The sequence below is a fragment of the Pseudomonas sp. WS 5059 genome (assembly GCF_012985525.1).
GTDB lineage: Bacteria > Pseudomonadota > Gammaproteobacteria > Pseudomonadales > Pseudomonadaceae > Aquipseudomonas.
Genome location: NZ_JAAQWO010000016.1, coordinates 1 through 24,765, shown reverse-complemented (window position 1 = coordinate 24,765; position 24,765 = coordinate 1). Strand labels below are relative to the sequence as shown.

The window sequence follows — 24,765 nt, the reverse complement described above, 5'->3', positions numbered from 1 at the left end:
AAACTCGTGGTTGCAGGCGATGGCGCGACTACCACCATCAACGACACCATCGACAAGGTCGATGTGGTGCTGACCGCGACCAAAACTGTCGGTGAAGGCGGCCAGATCGTCTACACCGCCACCCTTGTGGATAAAAACGGCGCACCCGTCACTAACACCACGGGTCCGCTGACCATCACCCTGGATAACAACCAGGTCATCACCATCGGTGTGGACAAGTCGAGCGGGACTGTTTCGGTTGTGGCTCCGGACGACGTCTACAAAGGCGACCAGACCGTTACTACCGGCATTAAAGAAGTCGCCGGTGGCGAGCACTTTGAAAATCTGGTTCCGGGCACTGATAAAGTCACCACCGTCGTGACCGACACACCGGGCACCGATAACACTACAACTGTGACCCTGACAGCTCCGTCGGAAGTGAGTGAGGGTGGAAAAATCACCTACACCGCCACCTTGAGCAACAAGGCTGACACCGACGTCACCCTGACGCTCGATAACAAGCAAACCATCACCATCAAGGCTGGCGAAACCGTCGGCACCGTGACAGTGGATGCCCCAGGCGATGACGTGTTCATCGATAAGAGCACCCAAACAGTCCAGATCACCGGCACTGACGGTGGCAACTTCGAAAAACTCGTGGTTGCAGGCGATGGCGCGACTACCACCATCAACGACACCATCGACAAGGTCGATGTGGTGCTGACCGCGACCAAAACTGTCGGTGAAGGCGGCCAGATCGTCTACACCGCCACCCTTGTGGATAAAAACGGCGCACCCGTCACTAACACCACGGGTCCGCTGACCATCACCCTGGATAACAACCAGGTCATCACCATCGGTGTGGACAAGTCGAGCGGGACTGTTTCGGTTGTGGCTCCGGACGACGTCTACAAAGGCGACCAGACCGTTACTACCGGCATTAAAGAAGTCGCCGGTGGCGAGCACTTTGAAAATCTGGTTCCGGGCACTGATAAAGTCACCACCGTCGTGACCGACACACCGGGCACCGATAACACTACAACTGTGACCCTGACAGCTCCGTCGGAAGTGAGTGAGGGTGGAAAAATCACCTACACCGCCACCTTGAGCAACAAGGCTGACACCGACGTCACCCTGACGCTCGATAACAAGCAAACCATCACCATCAAGGCTGGCGAAACCGTCGGCACCGTGACAGTGGATGCCCCAGGCGATGACGTGTTCATCGATAAGAGCACCCAAACAGTCCAGATCACCGGCACTGACGGTGGCAACTTCGAAAAACTCGTGGTTGCAGGCGATGGCGCGACTACCACCATCAACGACACCATCGACAAGGTCGATGTGGTGCTGACCGCGACCAAAACTGTCGGTGAAGGCGGCCAGATCGTCTACACCGCTACCCTTGTGGATAAAAACGGCGCACCCGTCACTAACACCACGGGTCCGCTGACCATCACCTTGGATAACAACCAGGTCATCACCATCGGTGTGGACAAGTCGAGCGGTACCGTTTCGGTTGTAGCGCCGGACGACGTCTACAAAGGCGACCAGACTGTCACTACCGGCATTAAAGAAGTCGCCGGTGGCGAGCACTTTGAAAATCTGGTTCCAGGTACCGATAAAGTCACCACCGTCGTGACCGACACACCGGGCACTGATAACACCACGACAGTGACCCTGACTGCTCCGTCGGAAGTGAGTGAAGGTGGGAAAATCACCTACACCGCCACGCTTTCTAATAAAGCGGATACCGACGTCACCCTGACACTCGACAACAAGCAAACCATCACCATCAAAGCCGGTGAAACTGTCGGCACCGTGACAGTGGATGCTCCAGGCGATGACGTGTTCATCGACAAGAGCACCCAGACCGTCAAGATCACCGGCACTGACGGCGGCAACTTCGAAAAACTCGTGGTTGCGGGCAACGGTGCAACGACGCAGATCAACGACACCATCGACAAAGTCGATGTGATCCTGACCGCGACCAAAACTGTCGGTGAAGGCGGCCAGATCGTCTACACCGCCACCTTGGTGGATAAGAACGGTGCGCCGGTAACCAACATCACCAGCCCTGTGACTGTGACTCTGGATAACAACCAGGTCATCACCATCGGTGTGGACAAGTCGAGCGGTACCGTTTCGGTTGTAGCGCCGGACGACGTCTACAAAGGCGACCAGACTGTCACTACCGGCATTAAAGAAGTCGCCGGTGGCGCGCACTTCGAAAACCTGGTTCCAAATACCGACAAGGTCACCACGACTGTCACTGATACCCCAGGCACCGATAACACCACCACCGTCACCCTGACCGCGCCAAGCGCCGTCAACGAAGGCGGCAAGATCACCTACACCGCCACCTTGAGCAACAAGGCTGACACCGACGTCACCCTGACCCTCGACAACAAACAAACCATCACCATCAAGGCCGGTGAAACCGTCGGCACCGTGACAGTGGATGCCCCAGGCGATGACGTGTTCATCGACAAGAGCACCCAGACCGTCAAGATCACCGGTACCGACGGTGGCAACTTCGAGAAGCTCGTGGTTGCAGGCGATGGCGCAACGACGCAGATCAACGACACGATCGACGATGTGAAGGTTGTGCTGACAGCCACCACCAGCGTCGCCGAGGGCGGCCAGATCGTCTACACCGCAAGTTTGGTAGACAAGAACGGCGTGGCCGTGACCAACGTGGGTTCCGACCTGGTGATCAAGCTGGACAACAACTTGATCATTACCATCGGTAATGGCAAGACCAGCAGCACTGCCAACTTCACCGCGCCGAATGATTTCTACATCGGCGCCAAGGACATTTCCGCCAAGATCACTAGTGTGGTCAGCGGTGGCGACAAGTATGAAAACCTGATCCCGGTCGGCACGCCAGTGGTTACCAAGGTAACGGACGTGACGAACGACACCGTGATCACCATCGCGGGCGATACCTCGGTTACCGAAGGCCAGACCGCTCACTACACGCTGAACCTGACCCAGCCGGCAGCCACCGAAGTCACGGTGACGCTCTCGTATAAAGGCGTGGCCCAGGACGGTTCGGACTTCAACGGCGTGTACACCGTGAAGATTCCGGCCGGCCAAAGCAGCGCGACGTTCGATATCAAGACCATCGACGACAAGCTGACCGAGCCTACGGAGAAGTTCGAGATCAGTATCTCCGGGACCTCCGGCGGCAATTTCGAGAACCTGGCTATCAGCACCACCAACGGTAAAATCGAAACGTCGATCATCGACAACGACGCACCACCGGCCATCGACCTGGACGCCAACAACTCCAGCGGCGCCACCGGTAACGACTTCAAGACCACGTTCACCGAAGGCGGCACTGGCGTGTCGATTGCTGACACCGACATCCGCATCACCGACCCGGACAGCACCCAGCTGACGGGCGCCACGGTGGTGCTGACCAATACTCAGCCGAACGATTCGTTGAGCTACACCAGCGTCCCGGGCATTACCGTGACCCCGGTCACGGACCCGGTCACCGGCAAGATCACCCTGACCCTCACCGGTACGGCGTCGCTGGCTGACTACATGTTGCAGATCAAGAACATCACGTTCAGCAACAGCAGCGAAGACCCAAGCACCACGCCACGGACCATCACCGTGACCGTGACCGATGGCGGCAACTACTCGAACGTGGCGACTACCACGGTCAACGTAGTGGCGGTCAACGACGCACCGGTTGCCACTGGCAGTGCCGTCACCGGTACCGAAGACACGCCGCTGAAGCTGACCTGGGCCAACTTTGGGGTCACCGATGTGGATTCCCCGCAGGCCAGCCTCGGGGTGAAAATCACCGAGCTGCCGGTGGCCGGCAAGCTGCAGTACCTGGCAGCGGACGGCACGACCTGGACCAACGTGACCGCCGGCCAGACCTTCACCAAGGCGCAGATCGACGGCGGCCAGTTGCGCTTCACGCCAAACGCCAACGAATCCGGAGCCGACGGCTACGGCGGCACGGGTGTGGGCAACAAGCAGGCGGACTACGCACAGTTCAAGTTCCAGCCAACCGATGGCAAGGACCTGGGCACCAGCACCACCGTGAAAGTCGACATCACCCCGGTTGCAGATGCGCCGACCTTGAGCGTTGCCGATAACAACATTGCGTCGGTCGGCCTGACCAAGCAGAGCTGGAACAGCATTGCGAACCTGGGCACCAACGGCAACGGCGCCTCGCCGACCGTGTTGAAAAACGCCATCGATAACGCCGGCACGCCAACCAGCACGACGGTTTCGACCACCGTCCTACCTACTGCAGATGTGCCTGGCGGTGCCGGCTCGAAGACCTCCGGCCTGATCTACCTGGAAGCCGGCAAGTCGTACACCTTCAGCGGCTACGGCGATGACAGCATCCTGGTCAATATCGGCGGCAAAGATGTGGCCAGCGGTACCTGGGGCTCCAACTCCGGCCAGTTCAACGGTACGTTCACCCCGACCAGCAACGGCTACTACAGCATTGATATCTACCATGCCAACCAATCAGGTCCGGGCAGCTTTGATCTCAAGCTGTCGGTCAACGGTGGCACCGCAACCAACCTGAGCAACACCACGATGCCGATCTACACCGGCATCAACGACCTGATCAGCGCCGGCGCGCAGGTATCTGACCTGCACGGCACCAACGGCCAGGGCTACTACGACGCGTACAAGCTCAACGAAGGGCTGGAAAACGGCACGGTCAAACTGACCAAGGTCACCACCGGCCTGACCGATACCGACGGTTCGGAAACCCTGAGCGTGAAGATTGGCAGCATCCCGGTGGGCGCAGTGCTCAGCGATGGTGCCGGGCATACCTTCACCGCGACCCAGGGCCATACCGAGGTGGACGTCACCGGTTGGAACCTCAACAACCTGAGCCTCAAGCCACTGCCTTACACCAGCGGCCAGTACAACCTGACCGTGACCTCGACCTCCACCGAAAGCCTCGGCGGCTCTGCCCAAACCGTGGCGAATCTGCCGGTCAAGGTGTACCCGGCAACCTACAGCGGGAGCACGGCGACTTCGGGCGATGACAACGTCAGCGGTACCAGTGGCAACGACATCATTGTGGCGGACGTTTCGGGCCTGAACGTGGTCCAGGGCAAGAACTATAACATCGCGTTCATGATCGATACGTCGGGCAGTATGGGCGACGACTCGGTGGCGGCGGCGAAAGCCTCGCTGACCACCGTGTTCAACTCACTGAAAAACAGTATCGGCTCCAGCACCTCTGGCACCGTGAACATCTTCCTGGCGGACTTCGATACCCAAGTCAACCAGACCGTTACGGTCAACCTGAAAGACCCAGGTGCCCTGGCTGCCCTGCAGAAAGTCCTGGACTCGATGGTGTCTGAAGGCGGGACCAACTACGAAGACGTGTTCAAGGCCGCATCCAACTTCTTCAACAGTGCCAAGGCGACCAGTAACACTGGCGCAATCAACACAACGTACTTCATCACCGATGGCCAGCCGACGTACTACCAACGCAGCGAGCAGGGCAACCCGACCTTGTACGGCAACGTCAGGCTGGATGATGTCGTCAACATGAACAACTACACCTTAGGCACCGCCACCAGGATCACTATCGACTCGACTCACCTGATTGATATTGATGCTGTCGGGAAAATGACGCTCTGGATCAACAACGGGGGCTGGTCGCAGTACAACCCGGGAGTCATCCACGCCCAAGGGGATGGCACTTTTGAGCTGTCGGTGCGCGACGGTTATGGCAACTATACCGACACCGCCACCACCGCCAACTCCAATAGCGCATTTGCACTGCTCAAGGGCCTGTCCACCGGCGGTGTCGAAGCCATCGGCCTCAACAGTGGCGTCAGCCTGGATCAGTTGAAACCGTACGACAGCGATAACAAGCCACAAGCCAACATCGATCCCAAGGATCTGGCCAACGCCATCCTCGGTAGCAGCGAAGCCACCCTGCCGGGTGCCGACCGTGTCGATGGGGGTGACGGCAACGACATCCTGTTTGGCGACCTGGTGAGCTTCCCGGGCATTACCGGCGAGGGCTACAACGCTATCCAGTCCTACGTGGCAGGGAAAAACGGCGTGGCGGTTGCTGCCGTCACCGGCCAGGATGTGCACAAGTACATCACCGAGCACTACAACGAGTTCAACACCTCGGGTGCCAAGGACGGTAATGACACCCTGCTGGGTGGCTCGGGTGATGACATCCTGTTCGGCCAGGGCGGCAACGACTACCTGGACGGGGGCAAGGGCAACGACATCCTGCTGGGCGGCACGGGTAACGACACGCTGATCGGCGGCCAGGGCAATGACATCCTGATCGGCGGTACCGGTGCCGATACCTTCGTCTGGAGATCCGGTGACGTCGGCAACGACGTGATCAAGGACTTCAAGGCCTCGGAAGGCGACCGTATCGACCTGCGCGACCTGCTCAAGGGTGAAACCGACAGCACCATCGACAACTTCCTGAAGTTGACCACGGTGGATAACGTGACCACGCTGCAGATCAGTTCCGAAGGCAAGCTCAACGCTGCCGGCGGCCTGGCCAACGCGGATGTGACGATCAAGCTGGAAGGTAACAACTGGTCCGGGCAGACGATCAATTCGTTGATCAGTGGTGCTGACCCGACCATCAAGGTCGATCACACCTAATGAACCAATGACCCGGCCGCCTCTTGAGGCGGCCGATTCATTTGCGGCCACCGTTCGCTGGCATGGGGCAACGATTGCACGGCATACTCACGCCCAATCGCGCTCCGTTGGCCTATGCTGCTGACAGGCTGTCGTCAGTTCTCCTCATGAGGGATGTTCAATGTTCTACGTGCAACGTGATGCACAGGGTGAGCTGATTCGCGCCGAAGCGGTTGCCTTCGCCGAATCGACCGGCACCCTGCCCGCGGATCATCATGAGATCCAGGCCTGGTTTGCCAATGAAGAAGCGGAGCTGAGCCTCAAGCAGCTCAAGCACAGTGACTCGGAGATGATCCGGGTGCTGGAAGACTTGATTCAGGTGCTGATCCAAAAAGGCGTGATCAACCTCACGGACCTGCCGGTGGCTGCCCAAGCCAAGCTCAAGGACCGTAGCAACGCACGGGAATCACTGGGTGGCCTGAGCCACCTGATCAATGATGATGAGACCGGCCTGATCTGAGGCCGGCCACGGCCTCAGCGCCAGGGCGCCGGCTCGCCAAACAGCTGGCCCTGCACGCCAAAAATCCCCATCTCGCGAATCACCTGCAACTCACCTTCGGTTTCGACCCGCTCGGCAATCAGCGGCAAGTCGATGCTGTGGGCTGCGCGCTGGATGGCTTCGATAAACAGGCGCTTGTCGCTTTCCTGGTCGATGTCGCGGATGTAGCTGCCATCGATCTTCAGGTAGGCCAGGCCCAGGCGCGCCAGGTTGCCGATCATGCTGAAGCGTCCGCCAAAGCGTTGCAGGCTGAGGGAAAAATTCAGTTCCCGCAGACGCTGGGTCAACTGCTCCAGCACGGCCTGTTCAGGCAGTTGCTCTTCACCGATTTCCAGGGTCAGGCGCGGGCCCAGGTTGGAATGCTGACGCAGCAGGTCGAAGACGCGGTTCAGCGCTTGCGGGTCTGCCAGCGTGGCCGCAGACAGGTTCAGGGCCAGCGACTGCTCATGGCTGGCCATCTGTTTGAGCACCAGTTCCAGCATCACCTGGTCTAGGCGCGCCGACCAGCCAAAGCGCTCAAGCCAAGGCAGGAAGCGCCCGGCGGGGATGGTATGACCCTGGTCGTCGACCAGCCGCGAGAGGACTTTGTAATGCAGGATCAGTTGCGGATCCTGAGTGGCCACTACCGGCTGGAAGTACAGCTCGAAGCGTTGTTGGGTCAGCGCCTGGTCCAGCAGTGTGTGCCAGGCATGGTGATCGTCGCCGACGCTGGCGGCCGCGCTGTGGTCCAGGCACACCCAGCTGACATCCCCCAGGGTCTCGGCCTGGGCCAGCGCCTGGTCGGCCAGGGTCAGCAGGGCTTGCGGCGAATCACCGTGATTGAAAGGCGCCAGGCCAATACAAGCGACCGGCGACACATCACTGGCACCGGTGGCTTGCAGGCTTTGCAAGGTGCTTTCCAGGTTCTGCGCCAGCTGCAACGCCTCTTCACGCATCAGCCCCGGCGCCAGCACGGCGAATTCGCCACCGCGGATTCGGGTGACCAGGTTGTGGGTTTCCGGGTACGGCTCGCACTGGCGCAACAGTTGCTCGCCAACCGCCTGCAGCAGTTGGTCGGTACGCTGGCCGCCGAGGCGCTGGTTGAGGCCGGCCAGGTCCTTGACCCGCAGCACCAGCAAGTAGCCTGAACTGGTCTCTTCGGGGTTGCTGACCCGCGCGTTGAGTTGCATCTCGAAATAGCGACGGTTGGCCAGGCCTGTGAGGTTGTCCTGATAGGACTCCACCCGCAGCTTTTCGCTGCGCTCGGCCTGTTCCTGGAATAGCGCCTTGAGCTTTTCCACCATCTGGTTCATCGCCTGCACCACGCGGCGCAGTTCCGGGGTGCGCGGCAAATCCGGCAGGCTCAGGAACTCGCGGCGGGCAATGGCGTGGGACTGCTTGACCATGTAGTCCAAAGGCTTGAGCTGGCGGCGCAGCAACAACGCGCCCAGCACCGCACTGACGGCGCCGCACAACAGCAGCCAGCCGAGGCTGCCCAGGGCGCTCTGCCACAGCTTGGCCAGGGCGAACATCGGATGGCTGACCACCTCGACCCGCGCCGCCTGCTCCCAGCCACGGCTGACCAGGGCGTCGCCACCGGCCGGCTCCAGGCCGATCATCTTGACGAACCAGTTGGGCACGCCGTTATTGTCGGGGATGCCGCTGCGCTCGACGATGACCTGGTCATTGGTCACGTCGATCACGCGGATGCTGGCGTAATAACCGCTGTCGAAGATCGAGCTGACCAGCAGCTCGACCATCGCCGGGTCGTCGATATTGGGCGTCAGGGACAGCGCCAGGGCGGTCGCCGCATCCTGCGCGTGGGAGCGCAACTGGTTCACGTATTGGGTACGCGAGCTTTCCAGGCTGACCATGAAGCTGCCGCTGAAAGCGACCACCAGGAACAGACAGATAGCGATCAACAGCTGTTTGAACAGTGACATCTGAACAGTTACTCCTAGTTGGCCGGCTCGGCTGGGAAGCCTTCCGCACGCATTTTTTTCAGCACATCCTGCCAGCGCGACAGGCGCTTGGTGTCGCCGACCTTTTTGTTGCCCTTGGCGCCCGGCAGGTACAAACCTTCGGCGTTGAAGGAGTAGACCGGCAGCAAGTCGGTCCGTTGGCTGGCAGGCTGGATTTCGTCGATCAGGCTGTCGAGCACCAGCGGCATGGCCTCTGGCGTCGAATAATAGGTCAAGACCATATGGGCGCGATTCTGCCGCAATGCCTTGACGTAGGTAATGCGCAATTTGTCGCTGGAGACACCCAGGTGCCGGAGGCTGAAATATTTGGCGATGGCATAGTCTTCACAGTCGCCGGCGCCCTTCCACAGGGCTTCGATGGGCGTTTCCCAGTAATCGACCTGGTTCCACAGGTCGATGTCTTCGACATAGCGCACCCGTTTGTTGAAGAACAGGTTGACCACCTTGAGCTGCTCCAGCTCGCTGCCTTGTTTTTGCGTGGCCAGCAGCCGCTGCCAGTCATCGATACGCTGCTGGCCCGCGCCCAGTGGCCCATAGAGCGTGGTGGCACGCCGGCTGATCTGGGAGAAATCCCAATCGGCATGCAGCCCGCCAGGCAACAAGCCAGCCAGCAGCAGCGCTGAAAACAACCAGCACAGGATCCGCGAGGGAGTAAAACGTACCGCCAATGGCTTCAGTCCGTAGAAAGAGACGGAGAATCAATCGATGGTGAAGGGTCGGTCGGCAAAAGACAATGGCACGGTGCAATCACTGAGCTTAAGCAATCGCGCCTTGTAAGACGCCAGCAAGCCATAATGTGCGATGAAAAACCGCGCTGTTGAGTCGCTTACAAAGGGAAACCTTGCCTGTTTGACAAGCCTGCATGCAATCTCTAGTGTTCTTTGGATCCAATTAGCCAAAACCCATTCCAACAAGAAAGGAGGATAGCGTAGTCGTGACGCACAAGCCGAACCCTTTGAGCAGCATCAAGATCAGTGGGCCCATTCCCGCTCACCTCGCCCGCTCCGTTATTGAAGAAACATTGCGCAACGCCATACTGGATGGCCGCCTGCCCTGCGGCACCGCCATGCGCCAGCAAGAGCTGGCCAGCCTGTTCGGAGTCAGCCGTATGCCGGTGCGCGAGGCCCTGCGCCAGCTGGAAGCCCAGTCGCTGCTGCATGTTGTCACCCATAAAGGCGCCGTGGTCGCCCCGCTGATTGAAGATAACTCGGCGGAAACCTACGCCCTGCGAATTCTCCTGGAGTCGGAGGCGCTGCGCTTGTCGATCCCATTGCTGGGCACAAGTGATATCGAGCAGGCGGGTGCCTTGATCGACACCCTTGAGCACGAAACCGACTACAACGAAATCGGCCGGCTCAACCGCCTGTTTCACATGGCATTGTATGGCAGGGCTCCCAACCAGCGGTTGTTGAACCTGGTAGAGCACGGGCTGAACGAGGAGGAGCGGTTCCTGCGTTTCAACCTCGAAGCCATGGGGCTGGGCGAAACTTCCCAAGAGGACCATCGCGAGTTGCTCACCCTGGTCGCGCAGAAAAAGGTCGAGGAAAGTGTACTGACCCTGCGCAATCACCTCATGCGCGGGATGGAAGTGATCACTCACTACCTGAACGGCCTCGAGCAGGAGAACGACAAAGGGGCGCGTTGATTTCTCCCGGCTTTAGCCGCTACGTGCGCGACCTGGATTGCCAGGCGCCGCACACGTCCAAAGCCGGCCTCTGCTGCCGTCACCCCTTGGCCGCTCCGGCAACCGACTCGACATTGACCGTCAGGAAACATCCAGCATTGCAAATGCAAAAGCGGATTTAAGCCTGGTCATTAAGTCCAATAATTTAAAACCTGCAAACAAGGAGGAAAGTTCTCACATCGAACAGTAAGCTCGACTACGAAACATTCCTTCCTGCAAAAAAACCTTATACAACTCTTAAAGTATTTGAATACTTAACCAAGTGATTATCCTTTAATTGGTCTTGGCACTTCAGTCGAAAGCGTAGGCACAGGCTTAGGCACGGCTGTGGACGACAAACTATCCAATAAGTCTAAGTTGCTTTGTCACTACTTGTTGCTTGCCGGATAACCAAGCCAGCCGTGTCATTCCCATGACTGCGCGACGCAACACTTACCTGTAATGCACACTTGGTTCTAAACAACCTTTTTATTTGAGTCGGCATAACGACTTATAGGCATTAAGCATGTTTCAACTCCAAGAACTACTCAGACAAAAAAAACTGCAACTACATGAACATCCGATTTTCCTGGAAATCAACTCTTTCCCGCAGTTACAGCACTTTATGCAGAACCATATTTTCGCCGTCTGGGACTTCATGACCCTGACCAAACGCCTGCAACAGGACCTGACCTGCGTGCGCCTGCCCTGGCTCCCGCCGGCGGACCCGCAGGCCGCGCGGCTGATCAACGAAATTGTCCTCGACGAGGAATCGGACCTGCGCCTGGGCGACGGGCATAGCAGTCACTTCGAACTGTACCTGGAGGCAATGCGCGAGGTAGGGGCCTGCACCACCACCATCGAACGCTTCATCGCGTTGCAGCGAGAGGGTGCAAGCCTCGACAGTGCCTTGGCGCAGATCACGCTTGATCCTGCGGTAGAGCGCTTTGTGCGGCACACCCTGGACGTCGCCCTGAACGCCCCGACCCACTGTGTAGCCGCGACCTTCCTGCATGGCCGGGAAAGCGTCATCCCGGCGATGTTCAAGCGCATCCTGCAGGGCAGCGACGTCGCCCACCGGCAGGCCCCCAGCTTGTGCTACTACCTCCAGCGCCACATCGAGCTGGACGCTGAGGGCCATGAGCCGGCCGCAGAGCGCCTGCTCCGACGCCTGACACTGGCGGACCCGGTGCTCGAACAACAGGCCTGGAACGCCGCCCTCAGCGCCGTAGAGAGCCGCATTGCCTTGTGGGACGGCCTGCGCCAGCACGCAGGCCGCCAGGAGGTGAGCCTGTGAACGCCCTCGACTATCGCTCGTTCGCAGCCGACTGGGAGCATCAGGCGACTATCCGCACTCGCCCGCGACGCCTGCTGGAAGATGACGACAAGTTGATCTACCCCCTGTGTCGCCAACCGCTGGTACTCAGTGCGGGTTTTCTCGAGCACTGCCCGCAGTGGCGCGATTTTGTGCTGGTGCAGACGCTCTACAAATTCCTCAACGACGTGGTGATCTTTGAGACCGAGATCGTCGATAGAACCGCACGGAGCATCGCCAAGAATCGTTTTTCAATCCCCTTCCCTACCGCGTGCCGCTACGACGCCATGACCGTGGTGGTCGATGAGGATTATCACGCCCTCGTTGCCCTGGACTTCATGCAGCAAACGCAGGAAAAGACAGGTATTGCCCCGCTGCCGCTACCGGCCGCCATCGAGTTGAGCCGTGCCATCCCCATCGCTCAGGCCCAGGCACCGGCGCATCTGCGTGATGCGGTGGAGCTGGTGTGCGTGGCGATTGCCGAGAACACGGTCACCCATGACGTGGCGGCGTTTGCCAAGGATGACGGCGTCAAGCAGTCGGTCCGGGGCCTGATGGCCGACCACCTGGCTGACGAGGGCCGCCACGCCAGCTTCTGGACCTGCCTGGTAAGGCTCTACTGGCAAACGGCAAGCGAAGAGGATCGCGACGGCATCGCCCGAACCCTGCCGGTGTTCCTGCAACACTATTTGACCAATGACCTGCAAAGTGACTTCGACCGACTGTTGATCGAACATCTGGATGTGCCGGCGCACACTCGCCAGGCGCTGCGGGTCGAGGTACAGACCCCGGCCTTTCCCATCACCCGCCAGCACCCGCTGATCGGCAACATCATGGGGTTCCTGCGCCGCAGCGGGTTGCTGCAAACCTCGTGTGTCGCCCATGCGTTGAGTGCCTACCTGCCGGCAGCCGGGGGCCAGTCATGAGACGCCTTGGGATTAGCCTGGTCGGTAGCAGTGCGGCCTTGCATGAACTGGGGCAGGCACTGCAACCCTATGGGCATGACCTTGCCGCGCAGGCGCCGGCAATCGACTTGCTGATTGAAGATGGCACCCAGCCCCTCGCCCAGGAACTGGCCGGCGTGACCAGGATGAGCCTGCGCCTGTGCATCGGCCCGATGAGTGAGTGTGGCCTGCCAGCCCTGCAAATACGCTGCTATGACCGCACACGCCAGCTGCTGGCCGCGCTGGACCTGACACCGCCAGCCTGTGGCAACGGCCAACGACTGCGACGCCAGGCAGTGACGCGCCTGGTCGAGTGGGTCGCGCTGCAGGTCAGCGGCTTTTCGCGCAACCCCGGGCACTTCACACAACGTGCTAGCGCCGCCACGTTTGCCGAGCAGAGCCTGCAAGGCCTGGAAGGACTGGCCTACCTGCATCGCCTCAACCGGACCGCTGACCCGGTGCTCCTGCAAAAAGCCCGGACGCCGCTGATCAAACAGTTGGAGCAGAGCTTGCGGGTCTTCGCCGATCGGCCGGCCCTGGAGATTGCCGGGCTTAGCCTGAGCTATCGACAGCTGTTGCGACACAGCCTGGCCATCCGGCAGGTTCTACAACCCTTGCTCGGGCCGGGGCCGGCGCCCGTGGTCGGGATCTGCCTGGGCAAGTCGATCGAGTTGTACGCCAGCATTCTGGCGACCCTGGGTTGCGGCGCGGTGTATCTGCCGCTCGAGCCGGGCCACCCGCTGCCGCGCCAACGAGCCATGCTGGAAAACGCCGGGGCCGTGGTGTTGCTCGATGATGGCCAACATCCCTTGCGCAAGCATTTCATGGCGGTGGACGTCAGCCGCATGGACAGCCAGCACGTGGACGACAATTGCCCCTTGGCGCTCACCTCGCCCACGGCTGATAGCGCCAGCATGGTGCTTTACACCTCGGGCACTACCGGCCAGCCCAAGGGGGTGTTGCTCAGCCAGCAAAACCTGGCGCATTTTTCGGCGTGGTACAGCCAGCATGTCGAACTCAGCGAGCACAGCCGTGTACTGCAATTTTCGTCCGTGAGTTTCGACTCTTCGCTGGTCGATCTCTTTCCAGCCCTGAACCAGGGCGCGACCCTGATTGTTCCCAGTGAAGAACAGCGTCGTGACCCACTCCAGTTGGTTGAACTGATCCAGCAACAGCGCGTCACCCATGCCTTCCTGCCGCCGGCGCTGTTGAGCCTGCTGCCAATGGACCGACCGTTGGGCCTGCAACACCTGCTGACCGGCGGTGATATCTGTGAGCCCCATGTCATCCGGCAGATGGCCGGGCAATGCGCCTTGCACAACCTCTATGGCCCGACGGAAGCCACAGTGCTGGTCAGCAGCCGTCGGATGCAGGCTGACGACAGCAACCTCAACCTCGGCATACCCATCGCCAACAGCCAGGTGCTGATCCTCGACGAGCAGCGCCAGCCGGTCGAGGACCAGGTAGTTGGCGAGGTGTATATCGTCGGCCCCGGGGTGAGCCTTGGGTATCTGAACCAGCCACGCCAGACCGCCGAGCACTTTGTGCGCCTTGGGCTGCCTGACGGCCAGGCCTTGCACGCGTACCGCACGGGCGACATGGCGAAATGGACGGCCGAGGGTATCGCGCTGGTCGGGCGCCAGGACCAGCAGGTGAAGATCCGTGGTTTTCGGGTCGAGCCCCAAGAGATCGAGCAGTGCTTGCGCGCCAGCCAGCTGTTTCGCCAGGTCGCGGTGGTGATTGACCGTGATCGACGGGTCCTGGCGTTTGTGGCACAGCCTGATCCCAATGGTTCGGGCGCAGCCCTGGCCGCGCTCAAGCAACATGCCAGGCAAATGCTGCCGGACTATATGCAGCCGACCGTGTGCACAGAGCTGACGAGCCTGCCCTCTGGCAGCAATGGCAAGGTTGACCGCCAGGCCTTACTGGCGCTGACGGTTCAAGCCGTCTCGGAAAACCCTCAACGCCACCCCCAAACACCGCTGGAAGGGCAATTGCTGGGCCTGTGGAGTGAACTGCTGGGGTTGCCGGTCGACGAGATGTCGACTGACGACAGCTTTTTCCATCTCGGCGGTCACTCCATTCTGCTTTCAACCATGCTCCTGCGGATTCGCGAGTTGTACGGGCGCAGCCTGCCCCTCAACCGGTTTATCGAAGCGCCAACGGTGCAGACCCTCGCCGCGTTGATGAGCGATAGCCTGCCAGGTGCTGCCCCCAGCGACCGGGCGATCAGCGACGCGCTACGCGCGCTGGACATAAGCCTGTTGCCAGGAGCGCGCGCGGGCAATCGCCACAAGGCGATCGTGACCGGCGCCAACAGCTTTTTGGGTGTGCACATCGTCGAGGCCTTGCTGATGGCCGGAGCGACAGAAGTCGCCTGCCTGGTGCGCGAAAACCCAGGGCAATCAGCCGCTACACGGTTTGCCGAGGCGTTGCGTGAATACCGCCTGGAACACCTGGACCTGAGCCGCGTGCGGGTGTACGCCACCGACCTGCGCCGACCTCGCCTGGGGCTTGAGGCCCATGTCTATGAACACCTCGCCCGCCAGTACGGGGTGCTGATACACAGCGCGGCCCACGTCAATCACGTCATGGACTACGCATCGCTGGCCAAGGACAACGTGGAACCGGTGCTTGAGTGCCTGCGACTGTGCGAAACCCACTGTAAGAAGGTGCTCAATTTTGTCTCCACATTATCCGCATCAAGCAGCGTCGGAGCCGACGGGCAGGTGCTTGAAGCGCCTGCGGCAAGTACCCCGCCGCTCTACATCAAGAACGGCTACAACCTTTCCAAATGGGTGGCTGAACGCCTCTTGGGGCGCGCTGCGGGGCAAGGCGCCTGGATCAACATCTATCGCCCCGGGAACATCAGTTTCAATAGCCGCAACGGCGTCTGCCAACCACACAAAAACCGCCTGATGCTGATGCTCAAGGGCTCGCTGCAGCTGGGCCGGGTGCCACGCCTGGGCTTGAACTTCGACCTGATGCCGGTGGATTTCCTGGCGCAGTTCATTGCCTTCCACAGTGGCAACTGCGTTGCCGAGCGCAGCGTGTTCAACCTGCACAATCCGCAGCCACTGCGGTGGGAAACCTACGTGGAGTCGTTCCGCCAGGCAGGTCATGCGTTCGAATTGGTAAGCGTGGCGGATTGGCAACACCAGCTAGGTGAAGTGGGTCGCGAGAATGCCCTGTTTGGCGTGCTCGGGTTTTACCTCAATGGGCTGGGAGAAGACATTGGCGATATCTCGATGATTCGCCACGAGAACGCACGCTATGGCGTCGAGCAGATGGGCATGCAATACCCCGAAAAAGCACCCGCGCTGTTACGCAGAGGGTGCCAGTACCTCAATGCCATCGGCTTTCTGTGACACCGCCACCAGGGAAAAAATTATGAGACAGCTGCAACCCGATACGTTGATCCAAAACCCCGTGGGCAGGCCTGTGGTGTCATCTGTGGCGATTGCCTGCAGCGCCGTCAACCTGTGGGGGGTCGTGGGTCGCTTCGCAGGCTTTGACGCGTTCATCCCTGCCCTGGCAAGTATCACGATGATCGGCAGCGGTGTGGGATCGCTGCGCAAGAAATGCTTCCACGACGGCAATGTGGTCGTGGAACAGCTCAATAGCCACGATGCGCAGGCGATGCACATGACCTGGACGACGATCTATAACACCTTGGGCGTGGCCCGGCTGTGGGCCGCAATGAGCGTTGAGTCGCTGGGGGAGAATCAGGCGCGGGTGACCTGGACCATCATCGCCGAACCCGTTGATGCCAGCGACAAAGAGGGATTTGAACAATTCATCCAGGCCTTCGCCGACAGTGCACTGGATAACGTGCGCCGACTGCTTGGCTGAAAAAAATGGCGCAGTACATTGCTGCACTGCGCCACATTGACTGGCAGGGTGATCAGATCTTGAAACTGTCGACCAGTTGCTTCAAGCGATTGGCTTGTTGTGACAGCGCGTCACAGTCTTTCAAGGTCTCGTTGAGGTTGGCCACACCTTGTTGGTTCAGCAGGTTGATCTGGTTGATATCAACATTGAGCGTCTCCACCACGGCGGTCTGCTCCTCGGTGGCAGCGGCCACCGACTGGTTCATGCCGTCGATCTCGACGATACGCTGGGTCACGCTGATCAAGCGTTCACCGGCCTGGTTGGCAACCTCGACGCTTTCTTCGCTGGACACCTGGCTGGCATTCATCGTGGTCACGGCTTCGCGTGAGCCGATCTGCAACGAGGTGATCATCTTGTGGATCTCCTCTGCCGACTCCTGGGTACGGTGGGCCAGGTTGCGCACTTCGTCAGCCACCACGGCAAAACCACGGCCGGCTTCACCAGCACGGGCGGCTTCAATAGCGGCGTTGAGGGCCAGCAGGTTGGTTTGCTGGGAGATGCCTTTGATCACATCGAGGATATGGCCAATGTTGTCGGTACTGGCATTCAAGGTTTCGATCTGCGTGCAGGACAGGCTGATCTTCTGCGACAACTCGGACATCGCCAGGATGGTTTTCTCTACGACCTGGCGACCGTCATCGGCTTGCTCGCTGGCGCCACTGGCGTGTTGCGAGGCGTCAGCGGCGTTACGGGCGATTTCCTGGGTGGCGGCACCCAGTTCGTTAATGGCCGCGGCAACGCTGTTGGTACGGGCGCTCTGCTCGTCAGAACCGATGATCGAAGCGTTGGACGATGCCATCACGCGCTGGGAAAGATCGTGTACATGCCTGGTCGCCGAGGACACTTCGCTGATCGAGGCATGGATACGCTCGACAAACTGGTTGAACGCACTACCCAGCTCCCCGAATTCATCTTTGCTTTCCACGACCAGGCGGCGGGTCAGGTCGCCCTCGCCCTGGGCAATGTCTTGCATGGCGCGACCCATGGTGGTCAGCGGGCGCATCAGCACCTGGATCAACAGGCTCAGCAATACGGCAATTGCAGTGACGGCAATGAACATTGCGATCAAGGCGGAGGTGCGGAACTTACTTAGGGGGGCGTAGGCTTTGTCTTTATCGATCGACAGCCCTATGTACCAGTCCGCACCAGGCAAGCCGCTGATCGGGGTGAAGGACAGGATGCGGTCCTGGCCATTGAGGACCACATCCTGGTTGATCTTCTCAATACGGACGGTGCTGCCCGGATAGATATCCTTGAGGTTTTTCATTACCTGTTCTTGGTCAGGACTGACAATCACCTGCCCATCGCCGCTGACCAGGAACGCGTGGCCAATCCCGCCGAAGTCCACCGAGTTGATGATCTTCACCAAGGTTTGCAGGCTCAAGTCGCCACCCACTACACCCAACAGCTCACCATTTTTCTTGACCGGCATCGCGATGGTGACGATCAAACCACCGACGGCGGCCATATAAGGCGGGGTCAGCATGGGTTTGTCGGCAGCGACCGCTTGCTTGTACCAAGGGCGCTGACGCGGATCGTAGCCATCAGGCATTTTCGCGTCAGGACGCTGGGTGAAGACACCGTTGGTTGAACCGACGTAGGTGAACTGGAAGTTCGAGGTGAACGCCGGTTGATCAACCAGGCCGGGGAGGTCGGCATTGCTGCCTTGGTGAGCAACGTTCTGCGCAAGGTTCTCCAGGACCAGCACCCGGCCACTGAGCCAGTTCTGCACACTGCTGGCAGTCAGGTCACCCGACTGCTGGATAGATGACTCCAGGTTTTGCCTGATGGTATTGCGCTGCAGGTAGTCGTTGTACAACGTAAACAGCGCGAAGGCCAAAACCACGACGCCTGACGCGGCCAACAGAATTTTATGACTGAACTTGAGATTCATTTCATCGACTTCTTTTTGCCAAAAGGGGGTGAGCGTGCCGAATGCAACGTTCCATGTACGGTATAGGCGGACTCTACGACCGCTCTATTTCGGTGCACGCATGGCTCATCAGGCTTTCGGCCAAGGCTGGATAAATCTTAGGAATTTGTGGGATACATCTTCTTTTTATGTAAGAAGCCGACAGGCGGTCAGGATTGGACACTTAGGTCCCCAGAACGACAAAACCCCCGTCTGCGCTAGCAGACGGGGGTTTCGGAATTCAATCTTGACGATGACCTACTCTCACATGGGGAAACCCCACACTACCATCGGCGATGCATCGTTTCACTGCTGAGTTCGGGATGGGATCAGGTGGTTCCAATGCTCTATGGTCGTCAAGAAATTCTGTGTACCAGAGCGTTGCGCTAGCAACGGTCCGGTGAAATTCATGGACTTCTACATAAACAAAACCCCTGTCTGCGTTAGCAAACAGGGGTTTTGGAATTTAATCTTGACGATGACCTACTCTCACATGGGGAAACCCCACACTACCATCGGCGATGCATCGTTTCACTGCTGAGTTCGGGATGGGATCAGGTGGTTCCAATGCTCTATGGTCGTCAAGAAATTCGGGTACTGAGTCGTGGCAAGTGCCTCGCTTCAGCAAATTGGGTATGTGACAGCTTTCGGTGTTTTGTGAGATTCGAACTTTCGGTTCATTTCGTCTTCACACACCGCAATCTGATGCTCTTTCGAGAAACAAATTGCTTGGGTGTTATATGGTCAAGCCTCACGGGCAATTAGTATTGGTTAGCTCAACGCCTCACAGCGCTTACACACCCAACCTATCAACGTCGTAGTCTTCGACGGCCCTTCAGGGAACTCAAGGTTCCAGTGAGATCTCATCTTGAGGCTAGTTTCCCGCTTAGATGCTTTCAGCGGTTATCTATTCCGAACATAGCTACCCGGCAATGCCACTGGCGTGACAACCGGAACACCAGAGGTTCGTCCACTCCGGTCCTCTCGTACTAGGAGCAGCCCCTCTCAAATCTCAAACGTCCACGGCAGATAGGGACCGAACTGTCTCACGACGTTCTAAACCCAGCTCGCGTACCACTTTAAATGGCGAACAGCCATACCCTTGGGACCGGCTTCAGCCCCAGGATGTGATGAGCCGACATCGAGGTGCCAAACACCGCCGTCGATATGAACTCTTGGGCGGTATCAGCCTGTTATCCCCGGAGTACCTTTTATCCGTTGAGCGATGGCCCTTCCATACAGAACCACCGGATCACTAAGACCTACTTTCGTACCTGCTCGACGTGTCTGTCTCGCAGTCAAGCGCGCTTTTGCCTTTATACTCTACGACCGATTTCCGACCGGTCTGAGCGCACCTTCGTACTCCTCCGTTACTCTTTAGGAGGAGACCGCCCCAGTCAAACTACCCACCATACACTGTCCTCGATCCGGATAACGGACCTGAGTTAGAACCTCAAAGTTGCCAGGGTGGTATTTCAAGGTTGGCTCCACGCGAACTGGCGTCCACGCTTCAAAGCCTCCCACCTATCCTACACAAGCAAATTCAAAGTCCAGTGCAAAGCTATAGTAAAGGTTCACGGGGTCTTTCCGTCTAGCCGCGGATACACTGCATCTTCACAGCGATTTCAATTTCACTGAGTCTCGGGTGGAGACAGCGCCGCCATCGTTACGCCATTCGTGCAGGTCGGAACTTACCCGACAAGGAATTTCGCTACCTTAGGACCGTTATAGTTACGGCCGCCGTTTACCGGGGCTTCGATCAAGAGCTTCGCGTTAGCTAACCCCATCAATTAACCTTCCGGCACCGGGCAGGCGTCACACCCTATACGTCCACTTTCGTGTTTGCAGAGTGCTGTGTTTTTAATAAACAGTCGCAGCGGCCTGGTATCTTCGACCGGCATGAGCTTACGGAGCAAGTCCTTCACCCTCACCGGCGCACCTTCTCCCGAAGTTACGGTGCCATTTTGCCTAGTTCCTTCACCCGAGTTCTCTCAAGCGCCTTGGTATTCTCTACCCAACCACCTGTGTCGGTTTGGGGTACGGTTCCTGGTTACCTGAAGCTTAGAAGCTTTTCTTGGAAGCATGGCATCAACCACTTCGTCACCCAAAGGGTAACTCGTCATCAGCTCTCGGCCTTAGAATCCCGGATTTACCTAAGATTCCAGCCTACCACCTTAAACTTGGACAACCAACGCCAAGCTGGCCTAGCCTTCTCCGTCCCTCCATCGCAATAACCAGAAGTACAGGAATATTAACCTGTTTTCCATCGACTACGCTTTTCAGCCTCGCCTTAGGGACCGACTAACCCTGCGTCGATTAACGTTGCGCAGGAAACCTTGGTCTTTCGGCGTGGGTGTTTTTCACACCCATTGTCGTTACTCATGTCAGCATTCGCACTTCTGATACCTCCAGCAAGCTTCTCAACTCACCTTCACAGGCTTACAGAACGCTCCTCTACCGCATCACCCGAAGGTGATACCCGTAGCTTCGGTGTATGGTTTGAGCCCCGTTACATCTTCCGCGCAGGCCGACTCGACTAGTGAGCTATTACGCTTTCTTTAAAGGGTGGCTGCTTCTAAGCCAACCTCCTAGCTGTCTAAGCCTTCCCACATCGTTTCCCACTTAACCATAACTTTGGGACCTTAGCTGACGGTCTGGGTTGTTTCCCTTTTCACGACGGACGTTAGCACCCGCCGTGTGTCTCCCATGCTCGGCACTTGTAGGTATTCGGAGTTTGCATCGGTTTGGTAAGTCGGGATGACCCCCTAGCCGAAACAGTGCTCTACCCCCTACAGTGATACATGAGGCGCTACCTAAATAGCTTTCGAGGAGAACCAGCTATCTCCGAGCTTGATTAGCCTTTCACTCCGATCCACAGGTCATCCGCTAACTTTTCAACGGTAGTCGGTTCGGTCCTCCAGTTAGTGTTACCCAACCTTCAACCTGCCCATGGATAGATCGCCCGGTTTCGGGTCTATTCCCAGCGACTAGACGCCCTATTAAGACTCGCTTTCGCTACGCCTCCCCTATTCGGTTAAGCTCGCCACTGAAAATAAGTCGCTGACCCATTATACAAAAGGTACGCAGTCACCCAACAAAGTGGGCTCCCACTGCTTGTACGCATACGGTTTCAGGATCTATTTCACTCCCCTCTCCGGGGTTCTTTTCGCCTTTCCCTCACGGTACTAGTTCACTATCGGTCAGTCAGTAGTATTTAGCCTTGGAGGATGGTCCCCCCATATTCAGACAAAGTTTCTCGTGCTCCGTCCTACTCGATTTCATGACTAAGAGATTTTCGCGTACAGGGCTATCACCCACTATGGCCGCACTTTCCAGAGCGTTCCGCTAATCTCAAAGCCACTTAAGGGCTAGTCCCCGTTCGCTCGCCACTACTAAGGGAATCTCGGTTGATTTCTTTTCCTCAGGGTACTTAGATGTTTCAGTTCCCCTGGTTCGCCTCTTAAGCCTATGTATTCAGCTTAAGATAACCATCTTATGATGGCTGGGTTCCCCCATTCAGACATCTCCGGATCAAAGTCTGTTTGCCGACTCCCCGAAGCTTTTCGCAGGCTACCACGTCTTTCATCGCCTCTGACTGCCAAGGCATCCACCGTATGCGCTTCTTCACTTGACCATATAACCCCAAGCAATCTGGTTATACTGTGAAGACGACATTCGCCGAAAATTCGATAATACTCAATTTGAGTAACTCACAAATTTTACCTTAGCCTGATCCGTTACCAGTGAAAGTAACGTTCAGTCTATCTTTCTATCACATACCCAAATTTTTAAAGAACGAACTAGTCAAAGACTAGAAATCAACATTCACCATCGCAACGATGGAATGCTCATTTCTAAGCTTTATACAAACAGAAGCAGTAGTGGTGGAGCCAAACGGGATCGAACCGTTGACCTCCTGCGTGCAAGGCAGGCGCTCTCCCAGCTGAGCTATGGCCCCGTATTTCTACAGGCGTTTCCCACACAAAATTGGTGGGTCTGGGCAGATTCGAACTGCCGACCTCACCCTTATCAGGGGTGCGCTCTAACCAACTGAGCTACAGACCCAATTTCGGGCTGCTTCTTTTCGTCTTCTTCAATGAATCAAGCAATTCGTGTGGGAACTTATGGAGCAGCTGATGTCGTCGATTAAGGAGGTGATCCAGCCGCAGGTTCCCCTACGGCTACCTTGTTACGACTTCACCCCAGTCATGAATCACACCGTGGTAACCGTCCTCCCGAAGGTTAGACTAGCTACTTCTGGTGCAACCCACTCCCATGGTGTGACGGGCGGTGTGTACAAGGCCCGGGAACGTATTCACCGCGACATTCTGATTCGCGATTACTAGCGATTCCGACTTCACGCAGTCGAGTTGCAGACTGCGATCCGGACTACGATCGGTTTTGTGGGATTAGCTCCACCTCGCGGCTTGGCAACCCTCTGTACCGACCATTGTAGCACGTGTGTAGCCCAGGCCGTAAGGGCCATGATGACTTGACGTCATCCCCACCTTCCTCCGGTTTGTCACCGGCAGTCTCCTTAGAGTGCCCACCATTACGTGCTGGTAACTAAGGACAAGGGTTGCGCTCGTTACGGGACTTAACCCAACATCTCACGACACGAGCTGACGACAGCCATGCAGCACCTGTCTCAATGTTCCCGAAGGCACCAATCTATCTCTAGAAAGTTCATTGGATGTCAAGGCCTGGTAAGGTTCTTCGCGTTGCTTCGAATTAAACCACATGCTCCACCGCTTGTGCGGGCCCCCGTCAATTCATTTGAGTTTTAACCTTGCGGCCGTACTCCCCAGGCGGTCAACTTAATGCGTTAGCTGCGCCACTAAGAGCTCAAGGCTCCCAACGGCTAGTTGACATCGTTTACGGCGTGGACTACCAGGGTATCTAATCCTGTTTGCTCCCCACGCTTTCGCACCTCAGTGTCAGTATCAGTCCAGGTGGTCGCCTTCGCCACTGGTGTTCCTTCCTATATCTACGCATTTCACCGCTACACAGGAAATTCCACCACCCTCTACCATACTCTAGTCAGTCAGTTTTGAATGCAGTTCCCAGGTTGAGCCCGGGGATTTCACATCCAACTTAACTAACCACCTACGCGCGCTTTACGCCCAGTAATTCCGATTAACGCTTGCACCCTCTGTATTACCGCGGCTGCTGGCACAGAGTTAGCCGGTGCTTATTCTGTCGGTAACGTCAAAATTGCAGAGTATTAATCTACAACCCTTCCTCCCAACTTAAAGTGCTTTACAATCCGAAGACCTTCTTCACACACGCGGCATGGCTGGATCAGGCTTTCGCCCATTGTCCAATATTCCCCACTGCTGCCTCCCGTAGGAGTCTGGACCGTGTCTCAGTTCCAGTGTGACTGATCATCCTCTCAGACCAGTTACGGATCGTCGCCTTGGTGAGCCATTACCCCACCAACTAGCTAATCCGACCTAGGCTCATCTGATAGCGCAAGGCCCGAAGGTCCCCTGCTTTCTCCCGTAGGACGTATGCGGTATTAGCGTCCGTTTCCGAACGTTATCCCCCACTACCAGGCAGATTCCTAGGCATTACTCACCCGTCCGCCGCTCTCAAGAGAAGCAAGCTTCTCTCTACCGCTCGACTTGCATGTGTTAGGCCTGCCGCCAGCGTTCAATCTGAGCCATGATCAAACTCTTCAGTTCAAACATCTTTGGGTTTTTAAGAAACCCTAAACTTGGCTCAGCAATCGTTGGTTACATCTTTGATTTCTCGCGGAGTAACTTGTGATGCTGATAATCTTGTTGACTATCAGTCTGACTCCACAAGCACCCACACGAATTGCTTGATTCAGTTGTTAAAGAGCGGTTGGTTAAGATCTTTCGTCTCAACCGAGGCGCGCATTCTACAGCAGCCTCATTTGCTGTCAAGTGATTATTTTCAGAAG

The 24,765-nt window shown here is 57.7% G+C and carries 10 protein-coding genes, 2 tRNA genes and 4 rRNA genes; 7 read left to right on the top strand and 9 right to left on the bottom strand.

Annotated elements, in window-relative coordinates; all coding sequences use genetic code 11:
• Together HBO12_RS28265 and HBO12_RS28020 are read left to right on the top strand one after the other, a co-directional pair.
• Nucleotides 1-6,615: immunoglobulin-like domain-containing protein (locus HBO12_RS28265; RefSeq protein WP_262377095.1), on the top strand; the 6,615-nt coding region annotated here is incomplete at its 5' end.
• Between the two features lie 160 nt (nucleotides 6,616-6,775).
• A complete protein-coding gene (locus HBO12_RS28020; protein ID WP_029300706.1) occupies nucleotides 6,776-7,114 on the top strand; it encodes a hypothetical protein in 339 nt (112 codons plus the stop codon).
• Nucleotides 7,115-7,128: 14 nt separating this feature from the next.
• Here the strand turns inward: HBO12_RS28020 and lapD are convergent, their stop codons facing one another.
• Entirely contained in the window at nucleotides 7,129-9,075 is a 1,947-nt protein-coding gene (lapD, locus tag HBO12_RS28015) for a cyclic di-GMP receptor LapD (RefSeq protein WP_170043806.1), read from the bottom strand.
• Nucleotides 9,076-9,089: 14 nt separating this feature from the next.
• On the bottom strand, nucleotides 9,090-9,782 hold the full coding sequence (gene lapG / locus HBO12_RS28010; RefSeq protein ID WP_169957166.1) for a cysteine protease LapG: 693 nt from the start codon (nucleotides 9,780-9,782) through the stop codon (nucleotides 9,090-9,092).
• 266 nt (nucleotides 9,783-10,048) lie between these two features.
• Here lapG and HBO12_RS28005 point away from each other — a divergent pair, with 266 nt between their 5' ends.
• The 5 genes from HBO12_RS28005 to HBO12_RS27985 all read left to right on the top strand — a co-directional run bounded on the left by HBO12_RS28005 (nucleotide 10,049) and on the right by HBO12_RS27985 (nucleotide 16,888).
• Complete coding sequence (locus HBO12_RS28005) at nucleotides 10,049-10,759, top strand: GntR family transcriptional regulator (protein WP_170043805.1); 711 nt, start codon at nucleotides 10,049-10,051, stop codon at nucleotides 10,757-10,759.
• A gap of 544 nt (nucleotides 10,760-11,303) precedes the next feature.
• Complete coding sequence (locus tag HBO12_RS28000) at nucleotides 11,304-12,074, top strand: DUF3050 domain-containing protein (protein ID WP_169957163.1); 771 nt, start codon at nucleotides 11,304-11,306, stop codon at nucleotides 12,072-12,074.
• Nucleotides 12,071-13,018 (top strand): diiron oxygenase, encoded by a 948-nt coding sequence (locus HBO12_RS27995; protein WP_170043804.1) that lies wholly within the window; start codon nucleotides 12,071-12,073, stop codon nucleotides 13,016-13,018. Before HBO12_RS28000 ends, HBO12_RS27995 begins: the two co-directional genes overlap by 4 nt.
• Nucleotides 13,015-16,404 carry an amino acid adenylation domain-containing protein gene (locus HBO12_RS27990; RefSeq protein ID WP_170043803.1) on the top strand — a complete coding sequence of 1,130 codons (3,390 nt, stop codon included), beginning with the start codon at nucleotides 13,015-13,017 and terminating at the stop codon, nucleotides 16,402-16,404. Before HBO12_RS27995 ends, HBO12_RS27990 begins: the two co-directional genes overlap by 4 nt.
• A 22-nt stretch (nucleotides 16,405-16,426) precedes the next feature.
• Nucleotides 16,427-16,888 carry an SRPBCC family protein gene (locus tag HBO12_RS27985; RefSeq protein WP_170043802.1) on the top strand — a complete coding sequence of 154 codons (462 nt, stop codon included), beginning with the start codon at nucleotides 16,427-16,429 and terminating at the stop codon, nucleotides 16,886-16,888.
• Between the two features lie 52 nt (nucleotides 16,889-16,940).
• On the opposite strand, the gene HBO12_RS27980 is transcribed toward HBO12_RS27985, so the two are convergent.
• The 7 genes from HBO12_RS27980 to HBO12_RS27950 all read right to left on the bottom strand — a co-directional run bounded on the left by HBO12_RS27980 (nucleotide 16,941) and on the right by HBO12_RS27950 (nucleotide 24,523).
• The gene (locus HBO12_RS27980) at nucleotides 16,941-18,821 is read right to left on the bottom strand and encodes a methyl-accepting chemotaxis protein (protein WP_169957157.1); all 1,881 of its coding nucleotides are present in this window, start codon (nucleotides 18,819-18,821) and stop codon (nucleotides 16,941-16,943) included.
• 263 nt (nucleotides 18,822-19,084) lie between these two features.
• Nucleotides 19,085-19,200, bottom strand: a 5S ribosomal RNA gene (gene rrf / locus HBO12_RS27975).
• A gap of 109 nt (nucleotides 19,201-19,309) precedes the next feature.
• Nucleotides 19,310-19,425, bottom strand: a 5S ribosomal RNA gene (gene rrf / locus HBO12_RS27970).
• A gap of 154 nt (nucleotides 19,426-19,579) precedes the next feature.
• Nucleotides 19,580-22,473 (bottom strand): 23S ribosomal RNA (locus HBO12_RS27965).
• Between the two features lie 248 nt (nucleotides 22,474-22,721).
• A tRNA-Ala gene (locus HBO12_RS27960) sits at nucleotides 22,722-22,797 on the bottom strand.
• Nucleotides 22,798-22,827: 30 nt separating this feature from the next.
• A tRNA-Ile gene (locus HBO12_RS27955) sits at nucleotides 22,828-22,904 on the bottom strand.
• 82 nt (nucleotides 22,905-22,986) lie between these two features.
• A 16S ribosomal RNA gene (locus tag HBO12_RS27950) occupies nucleotides 22,987-24,523 on the bottom strand.
• Together the 16S, 23S and 5S rRNA genes with 2 tRNA genes alongside form the textbook arrangement of a ribosomal RNA operon.
• Between the last annotated feature and the right edge of the window lie 242 nt (nucleotides 24,524-24,765).